The organism is Pseudoalteromonas sp. TB25 (assembly GCF_000497995.1).
Classification (GTDB): domain Bacteria; phylum Pseudomonadota; class Gammaproteobacteria; order Enterobacterales; family Alteromonadaceae; genus Pseudoalteromonas; species Pseudoalteromonas distincta.
Genome location: NZ_AUTI01000115.1, coordinates 1 through 9138 on the forward strand (window position 1 = coordinate 1; position 9138 = coordinate 9138).

Consider the following 9138-nt stretch of genomic DNA (forward strand, 5'->3'; position numbering starts at 1 on the left):
CCATCCACTAGAACAAGAGAATTGACGTCTTTTGCAGCTCTAATAAGTGGTTTTAAATCGGTGATATTACCCAGTGTGTTAGATGCTTGTGTAATAGCTAATAGGGTAGGTTTTGTTTCTTTTATAAATTCACAGCATTCTTTGGTGTTCAGCGTGCCATTTTTATTTAGTGGAAGCGCTATTAATTTAGCACCCGTTTGTTGACTCACTATTTGCCAAGGCACTATGTTTGCATGATGCTCAAGCGGAGATATCATTATGGTATGACTTTCATTTAAGCGCTTTTTTAATCCGTTAGCGACCAAGTTAATGGCTTCTGTAGCGCCTTTAGTCCATACAATCTCTTTACTAAATACATTGAAATACTCTGCAGTTTTATCCCGTACTTGTTCATATGCATAAGTTGCTTGCTCGCTAAGTGTATGGCGTCCACGGTGTACATTAGCGTTTTGAAACGTATAGAATTCAGTAATTGTATCTATAACTGATTGAGGCTTTTGTGAGGTTGCTGCTGAGTCTAAATAAACAAGCGGGCAGCCGTTTATTGTTTGATTTAATGTTGGGAAGTCGTTTCTAATTTTATTTATATCAAACTTTAAAGCAAGCATGGCTCATCTACATAGTGTTTTTAAGGCAGGAATTGTAATCGGTTTATGATAATTCTCAAGTGTTGTTAATAAAAAAGGCCGCAAAATGCGGCCTTTTTAAACTAACCAACGTTAATTAACGCTTGTCAGTTGATACGTAGTCACGTTGAGTGTAACCAGTATAAAGTTGACGAGGACGGCTGATCTTATGACCAGGTTGAGATAGCATCTCATCCCAGTGAGTGATCCAACCAACAGTACGTGCCATTGCAAAGATTACAGTGAACATGCTTGTTGGAATACCAATCGCTTTTAAGATAATACCAGAGTAGAAATCTACATTAGGGTATAGTTTTTTCTCTACAAAGTATGGGTCTTCAAGCGCAATTTGCTCAAGCTTCATAGCAATATCAAGAAGTGGATCTTGGATATTCAGCTCAGCTAAAACTTCGTGACACGTTTGACGCATTACTGTAGCGCGTGGGTCAAAGTTTTTGTAAACACGGTGTCCAAAGCCCATAAGGCGGAACGGGTCAGCTTTATCTTTAGCTTTAGCTACGTATTCATCAATACGGTCAACAGAGCCAATCTCTTCTAACATGTTTAAACATGCTTCATTAGCGCCGCCGTGAGCAGGTCCCCATAAAGATGCAATACCAGCTGCAATACATGCATACGGGTTAGCACCAGATGAACCAGCAAGACGAACTGTTGAAGTCGATGCATTTTGTTCATGATCTGCATGAAGCATAAAGATTTTATCCATTGCCTTAGCAGTAACAGGATTAACTTTATATTCTTCAGCAGGTACAGAGAACATCATGTGTAAGAAGTTTTCTGCGTAGCTTAAATCGTTACGTGGGTATACAAACGGTTGGCCGATATTTGTTTTATAAGCCATTGCCGCGATTGTTGGTAACTTAGCAACAAGCTTAATTGCGCTTGTTTTACGTTGTTCAGCATCAGTAATATCAAGGTCTTCATGATAGAAAGATGATAATGCACCCACTACACCACAAAGCATTGCCATTGGGTGAGCGTCAAAGCGGAAACCTTGGAAAAAGTTAGCAATCTTCTCGTCAAGCATAGTGCTTGTAGTGATTTCATTCTTAAAAACTTCATATTGTTCTTTAGAAGGTAACTCACCATTTAAAAGTAAGTAACAAAGTTCAATGTAATTTGAGTCTTCAGCTAATTGCTCAATTGGGTAACCGCGGTGAAGTAATACACCTTTACCACCATCGATATAGGTGATTGCAGATTCACAAGAACCAGTCGACATGAAACCTGGGTCATAAGTAAAGTGACCGTGTGAACCTAACGTACGTACGTCGATTACATCTTGGCCAGCAGTGCCTTGATAAATTGGAAGTTCGATTGGATCTAGTCCATCAATTTGGACTGTGGCTTTTTTATCTGCCATCGTTATGTATCTCCTATTAAGATATCTATTCTGATTTTTAGATTTTAAAGTTCTGAAATCTGTTTTAAGCACATCTTTTCATTTTAACGTGAAAGAGGGGGTTAAAGTCAATTTTTATAAACATTATGCATATATGTATAATAAATATTCGGTATTAATTAAATATAATACTATTGGCTAATTCGCAAACATCTCTAAATAAACAAGAATTGTAAAAAGCCCTGTGGGTATATATACTAACGGTGGTTTTAAACCGTATTGTATTTGGGTAAACATATTCTTAACAGCTTAAAATTTACAGGTTTGTGAACTTTAATTGTTTTGGTACGTTTATTTTGATAGTTCCATCAGTAATATTTGGTGGGTTTTTAGAAAAACAAGTAGATGAGCTCCACTGTGAGCAAGATGGGCAAGTAACTGTGAAAAAGCAAAGACCTGTAAATCTAGATCTAACAACTATATCTATGCCGGCAACGGCTAAAGCTTCAATTTTTCACCGCGTCACCGGTGTTGCATTATTTTTTGCTTTAACGTTTGTCATTTGGGCTTGGTCTGAGTCTCTCTCTTCAGCTGAAAGTTTTGAATTCGTCAAGGGTCTGTTTAACGGATTCATTGCCAAATTTATAGCTTGGGGCACTGTTTCTGTATTAGGTTATCACCTTATTGGTGGTATCCGTCATATGATTATGGATATGGGACATTGGGAAGAACTTGAATCAGGTAACCTCAGCGCTAAAGTTTCAATGGCTCTTGGTGTTGTGTTTGCCGTATTGGCAGGGGTGTGGATATGGTTTTAAATCAAGCAACTCTAAAACGTGATGGTGTACAAGACTTCGTATCTTTACGTACCACGGCATTAATAATCAGCGCTTACGCGATTTTTATTATCGGCTATTTTTTAGCGACGCCAGAAGTCACTTTCGAAGCCTGGACAGGCCTCTTCTCTAACCTAGCAATGAAAGGGTTTACGTTAATTACCCTTGTTTGCATTATGGTTCATACCCGCATTGGCCTTTGGCAAGTTCTTACAGACTATGTTAAGTGCGCAAAGCTTCGTGCAGTTTTAGGTTTTGTATTAAACCTAATGGCCGTTGCTTACGTAGCTATTGGTCTAATCGTATTATGGGGTGTTTAAGTGAAATATTCTGTTCGTGAATTTGACGCCGTAGTAATTGGTGCAGGTGGTGCAGGTATGCGCGCTGCTTTAGCAATTACAGAATCTGGCAAAACGTGTGCATTAATATCTAAAGTATTTCCAACGCGCTCACACACTGTATCTGCTCAAGGCGGTATTACGGTTGCGCTTGGTAATTCACACGAAGATAACTGGGAATGGCATATGTACGATACCGTTAAAGGTTCCGATTTCATCGGTGACCAAGACGCTATTGAATACATGTGTCAAACTGGCCCAGAAGCTATTACTGAATTAGAAAACATGGGTTTACCATTTTCTCGTTTTGAAAATGGCCGTGTTTACCAACGTCCTTTCGGTGGTCAATCGAAAAACTTTGGTGGTGAACAAGCCGCACGTACTGCAGCAGCTGCTGACCGTACAGGCCATGCTTTATTACACCTTCTTTATCAACAAAACGTTAAAAACAAAACAAATGTATTCTCTGAATGGTATGCACTTGATTTAGTTAAAAACGATAATGGTGATGTAGTAGGGTGTACTGCAATTGAGATTGAGACAGGTGAAGTTACCTTCTTTAAATCTAAAGCTGTTGTATTAGCTACTGGTGGTGCAGGTCGTATATTCGCATCAACCACTAATGCTCACATTAACACTGGTGACGGTGTTGGTATGGCAACACGTGCTGGTATTTCTATGCAAGACATGGAAATGTGGCAGTTCCACCCAACGGGTATTGCAGGTGCTGGTACGCTAGTAACTGAAGGTTGTCGTGGTGAAGGCGGTTATCTTTTAAATAAAGATGGCGAGCGCTTCATGGAACGTTACGCTCCAAACGCAAAAGACTTAGCGTCTCGCGACGTTGTTGCACGTTCAATGATGACTGAGATCCGTGAAGGGCGTGGCTGTGATGGTCCTTGGGGTCCACATCTTAAGTTAAAACTTGACCACTTAGGTGAAGAAACACTTAACTTACGTCTTCCTGGCGTATGTGACCTTGCTAAAACATTCGCTCACGTTGACCCTGCAAAAGAGCCAATTCCAGTAATTCCAACTTGTCATTATATGATGGGTGGTGTTCCTACGAATGTAAATGGACAAGCGCTACAAATCGATGCTCAAGGCAACGAAACAGTAGTTCAAGGTTTATTTGCAGTAGGTGAGATTGCCTGTGTATCTGTACATGGTGCAAACCGCTTAGGTGGTAACTCATTACTAGATTTAGTTGTGTTTGGTCGTGCTGCGGGTAACTTCTTAGGTAAGTACCTGAATGACGTTGAAATATCTAAAGCTGCTTCAGAATCAGATTTAGAAGCGTCTCTTGCACGTTACAATCGTTGGGAAAATTCAACGGCTGGCCAAGGTGAAGATCCAGTTCAAATCAAAAAAGACCTACAACAATGTATGCAGCTTAACTTCTCGGTATTCCGTGAGGGTGACTCAATGGCAGCAGGTCTTCAAGAACTTAAAGAAATTCGCGAACGTCTGCAACATGCTCGTCTTGATGATAAATCATCAGACTTCAACACGCAGCGTATCGAATGTCTTGAACTAGACAACTTAATGGAAACAGCTTACTCAACTGCAGTAGCTGCAAACTTCCGTACAGAAAGCCGTGGTGCACATTCTCGCTTTGACTTCCCAGATCGTGATGACGAAAACTGGTTATGTCACTCAGTATTCAATCCTGTAACGGATGAAATGAGTAAGCGTGACGTGAACTATGCGCCTAAAACGCGTGAAGCTTTCCCACCTAAAGCACGTGTTTACTAGGAGATAGACGATGGCACAAGTACAATTTTCAGTTTATCGTTATAATCCAGATGTTGACAACGCTCCTCGTATGCAAGAATACACCTTGCAAACAGAGGAAGGTCACGACATGATGGTGTTGGATGCACTTATTCTTCTAAAAGAACAAGATCCTACATTATCTTTCCGTCGTTCATGCCGTGAAGGTGTGTGTGGATCTGATGGTGTTAACATGAATGGTAAAAATGGTTTAGCATGTATTACTCCTTTATCTACGCTACAAAAAAATGGCAAAGGTAAAATAGTAGTACGTCCACTACCAGGTTTACCTGTGGTTCGTGACCTTGTTATTGACATGAGTCAGTTCTACACTCAGTACGAAAAAGTTAAACCTTATTTAATTAATGATCAGCCTGCAGCAGGCGAACGTCTTCAAACTATTGAAGAACGTGATAAATTAGACGGGTTATATGAGTGTATTTTGTGTGCATGTTGTTCAACATCGTGTCCTTCGTTCTGGTGGAATCCAGACAAGTTCATTGGTCCAGCAGGCCTTCTTCATGCTTACCGTTTCTTGGCTGATAGCCGAGATACAGCAACTGAAGAACGTTTAGCGGATTTAGACGATGCGTTCAGTGTGTTCCGTTGTCACAGTATCATGAACTGTGTTAGCGTTTGTCCTAAGGGTCTTAATCCGACCAAAGCAATTGGACAAATCAAATCTATGTTACTAAACCGAGCGGTTTGATAGCTTAGTAAAGGTAAGATGGCTAATATTAAAATTATATTAGCCATCTTGTTATAATAACTATTAATTTCTGCGCTAAAAAAAAGGGCTTATAAATGCACGAAGGTGTGATGAAGGCATGGCTAGAATCTTCACATTTAAACGGCGGCAACGTTGCTTATGTAGAAGAGCTTTATGAAGCGTATTTAGACGATGCGACTTCTGTGCCAGACGAATGGCGAGAAGTGTTTGAACAATTACCTAAAGTTGATGGTGTGGATGTTGAAGTAAAACATTCAGAGGTTCGAGCACAGTTTGCACAGCTTGCTAAAAACAAGCATAGAGAAGTAGTGGTAGCAGAGGGTAGTGGCGGTGACCTTAAACAGGTTAAAGTTCTACAACTTATTAATGCTTTCCGTTTTCGAGGACACCAAAATGCAAACCTAGATCCATTAGGCATTTGGCAGCGAGAACGTGTACGAGATTTAGAGCTAGAGTACCACGACTTATCTTCAAGTGATTTTGACCGCGAGTTTAACGTAGGATCGTTTGCCGTTGGGCGCGATACTATGCCTTTAGGTGAATTATACCAAGCTCTGAAAACTACTTATTGTGGTTCGGTTGGCGCTGAGTATATGCACATCACATCAACAGAGGAAAAACGTTGGTTACAACAACGTCTAGAATCTGTCCAGTCTAGACCTAAATTCTCAAAAGATGAAAAGCTTCGTATCCTTAAAGGGCTTACAGCAGCTGATGGTCTTGAAAAATATTTAGGCTCAAAGTTTCCAGGTGCTAAACGTTTTTCACTTGAAGGTGGTGATGCGTTAGTTCCAATGCTTAAAGAGCTTATTCACCGTGCTGGTGAAAGCGGCCAACAAGAAGCTGTTATTGGTATGGCTCACCGCGGTCGTTTAAATGTTCTTGTGAACGTACTTGGTAAAAACCCATCAGAGCTATTTGATGAATTTGCTGGTATTCATAAAGAAACATTAAGTTCTGGTGATGTTAAGTATCATATGGGTTACTCGTCTGATTTTGCTACCAAAGGTGGCAATGTACATATGGCGCTTGCTTTTAACCCATCACATCTTGAAATTGTTAATCCAGTAGTTATGGGCTCTGTGCGTGCTCGTCTTGATCGCTTAGGTGACAGCTCTGGTATTAAAGCATTACCAATTACGATTCATGGTGACTCTGCGATTGCTGGTCAAGGTGTTGTACAAGAAACGTTTAATATGTCACAAACTAACGCGTTTAGTTGTGGTGGTAGCATTCGTATTGTTGTTAACAACCAAGTAGGTTTCACAACCTCGAAGCAAGATGACGTTCGTTCAACGCCATACTGTACTGACATTGCTAAAATGGTTCAGTCTCCTATCTTCCATGTTAATTCAGATGATCCTGAAGCAGTTGCATTTGTTACTCAAATTGCACTTGATTTTAGAAATCAGTTTAAGCGTGATGTAGTAATCGATTTAGTTTGTTATCGTCGCCATGGTCACAATGAAGCTGATGAGCCTAATGCAACTCAGCCTGTTATGTACCAAAAAATCAAAAAACATCCAGTGCCGCGTTTAATCTATGCAAATCAACTTATTGCTGAAGGTTCTTTCTCTGAACAAGAAATTAAAGCGCTCGCTGATGAATATCGTGATGCATTAGATGAAGGTAACTGTGTTGTTTCTGAAATACAGCCAGAGACTTCACATTCTTCTGATTGGGCAAAGTATGTTGGTCATGAATGGGACGTTGAGTATGATGCTAGCGTACCTTTAGAAGAGCTTAAGGCTCTTGGTGAGAAGATAGCTTCTTACCCAGAGCAGTATAAAGCACAGTCACGCGTTAAAAAGATCTATGACGACCGTAAACTAATGGCTTCTGGAGAGAAACCACTTGATTGGGGTATGGCTGAAACGCTTGCTTATGCAACAATTGCAACTGAAGGTACTGATATTCGTTTAACGGGTCAGGATTCAGGACGTGGTACTTTTTTCCACCGTCATGCGGTAGTTCATAGCCAATCAGACGGTGCTACTTATACGCCGCTTCAACACTTGAGTGAAGACCAAGGTACTTTTCAAATATTTGACTCTGTTCTTTCTGAAGAAGCTGTTGTTGCTTTTGAATACGGTTATGCAACTGCAGAGCCTACTTCATTAGTGCTTTGGGAAGCACAGTTTGGTGATTTCGCCAACGGTGCACAGGTTGTATTTGACCAATTCCTAAGTTCTGGTGAGCAAAAATGGGGCCGTTTATGTGGTCTTACAATTTTGTTACCACATGGCTATGAAGGACAAGGTCCAGAGCATAGTTCAGCTCGCTTAGAGCGTTTCCTACAACTATGTGCTGATCACAACATGCAAGTATGTGTTCCATCTACTCCTGCACAAGTTTACGCTATGCTTCGTCGTCAATCAGTTCGACCACTACGTCGTCCGTTGATTGTTATGACGCCTAAGTCGTTGCTTCGTCATCCTCTTGCAACTTCATCGCTTGAAGAGCTATCGCATGGTGTTTTCCATAATATGATCGACGAAGTTGATGATATTAACCCTGAGAAAGTTGAACGCGTTGTATTTTGTAGTGGTAAAGTTTATTACGAACTATTACAAGAACGTCGTAAGCTAGAGCAAGATAATATTGCTATTGTTCGTGTTGAGCAGTTATATCCGTTCCCACATGACGAAATGCAAACAATTATGGAGCGTTACCAACACGTAACTGATTTTGTATGGTGTCAAGAAGAGCCACAAAACCAAGGTGCATGGTACTGTTCACAACATCACTTTATTGATGCAATCCCACAAGGTGCTAAATTAAAATATGCAGGACGTAAAGCGTCTGCATCACCAGCGTGTGGTTACATGTCAGTACATACTAAAGAACAACAAGCGCTCGTTGCCGACGCGCTTACTATAGAAAATAAAGGATAAGCAATGAGCACAGAAATTAAAGTTCCTGTTCTTCCTGAGTCGGTTGCAGATGCTACCGTTGCTACATGGCATGTAAGTGTTGGCGACAAAGTAACTCGCGATCAAAACTTAGTAGACATTGAAACAGATAAAGTGGTTTTAGAAGTTGTTGCACAGCATGACGGTGTAATTACAGAAATATCACAAGAAGAAGGTGCAACCGTACTTGGCGATCAAGTTATGGGTTTACTTGGTGATGCTGATGCAGCGCCAGCAAGTGAAGGTTCATCTAAAGAAGAATCAGCACCAGCTAAATCAGAAGACGCGCCAACGGCGCAATCAGCACCAGCATCAGAAGGTAAAGAAGTGGACATTAAAGTACCTGTACTTCCAGAATCAGTTGCAGACGCAACAATTGCTACATGGCATGTACAACCAGGCGACGCTGTAACACGCGACCAAAACTTGGTAGATATTGAAACAGATAAAGTTGTTCTTGAAGTAGTAGCTCAAGAAGACGGCATCATGGGTGATATCATTCACAACGAAGGCGATACTGTACTAGGCGAGCAAGTAATTGGTTCGGTTAAAGCTGGCGG

At 40.8% G+C, this 9138-nt stretch carries 8 protein-coding genes; 6 read left to right on the forward strand and 2 right to left on the reverse strand.

Going from position 1 to position 9138, the window contains the following annotated elements:
* Together L652_RS0102395 and L652_RS0102400 are read right to left on the reverse strand one after the other, a co-directional pair.
* Positions 1-608, reverse strand: a 608-nt coding sequence (locus tag L652_RS0102395; RefSeq protein ID WP_024594662.1) for an aminotransferase class V-fold PLP-dependent enzyme, incomplete at its 3' end; no start/stop codon positions are given.
* 115 nt (positions 609-723) lie between these two features.
* Positions 724-2010 carry a citrate synthase gene (locus tag L652_RS0102400; protein ID WP_024594661.1) on the reverse strand — a complete coding sequence of 429 codons (1287 nt, stop codon included), beginning with the start codon at positions 2008-2010 and terminating at the stop codon, positions 724-726.
* 419 nt (positions 2011-2429) lie between these two features.
* Between L652_RS0102400 and sdhC the strand changes: the two genes are divergently transcribed.
* The 6 genes from sdhC to L652_RS0102430 form a co-directional block, all read left to right on the forward strand.
* A complete protein-coding gene (gene sdhC, locus L652_RS0102405) occupies positions 2430-2807 on the forward strand; it encodes a succinate dehydrogenase, cytochrome b556 subunit (protein ID WP_076914908.1) in 378 nt (125 codons plus the stop codon).
* Positions 2798-3145: a succinate dehydrogenase, hydrophobic membrane anchor protein gene (gene sdhD / locus L652_RS0102410; protein WP_007586873.1), complete on the forward strand. Its 348-nt coding sequence runs from the start codon at positions 2798-2800 to the stop codon at positions 3143-3145. The genes sdhC and sdhD overlap by 10 nt, the downstream gene beginning before the upstream one ends.
* Positions 3146-4918, forward strand: a complete 1773-nt coding sequence (gene sdhA / locus L652_RS0102415; protein WP_024594659.1) for a succinate dehydrogenase flavoprotein subunit — start codon at positions 3146-3148, stop codon at positions 4916-4918.
* Positions 4919-4928: 10 nt separating this feature from the next.
* Complete coding sequence (locus L652_RS0102420; RefSeq protein WP_007375751.1) at positions 4929-5645, forward strand: succinate dehydrogenase iron-sulfur subunit; 717 nt, start codon at positions 4929-4931, stop codon at positions 5643-5645.
* Positions 5646-5740: 95 nt separating this feature from the next.
* A complete protein-coding gene (gene sucA, locus L652_RS0102425; RefSeq protein ID WP_024594658.1) occupies positions 5741-8560 on the forward strand; it encodes a 2-oxoglutarate dehydrogenase E1 component in 2820 nt (939 codons plus the stop codon).
* 3 nt (positions 8561-8563) lie between these two features.
* On the forward strand, positions 8564-9138 hold a 575-nt coding region (locus L652_RS0102430), incomplete at its 3' end, for a biotin/lipoyl-containing protein (protein WP_024594657.1).

Coding starts and splice junctions, on each gene's coding strand:
- sucA (WP_024594658.1), top strand. CDS start 5,741: ATGCACGAAGGTGTGATGAAGGCATGGCTAGAATCTTCACATTTAAAC.
- L652_RS0102400 (WP_024594661.1), bottom strand. CDS start 2,010: ATGGCAGATAAAAAAGCCACAGTCCAAATTGATGGACTAGATCCAATC.
- L652_RS0102420 (WP_007375751.1), top strand. CDS start 4,929: ATGGCACAAGTACAATTTTCAGTTTATCGTTATAATCCAGATGTTGAC.
- sdhD (WP_007586873.1), top strand. CDS start 2,798: ATGGTTTTAAATCAAGCAACTCTAAAACGTGATGGTGTACAAGACTTC.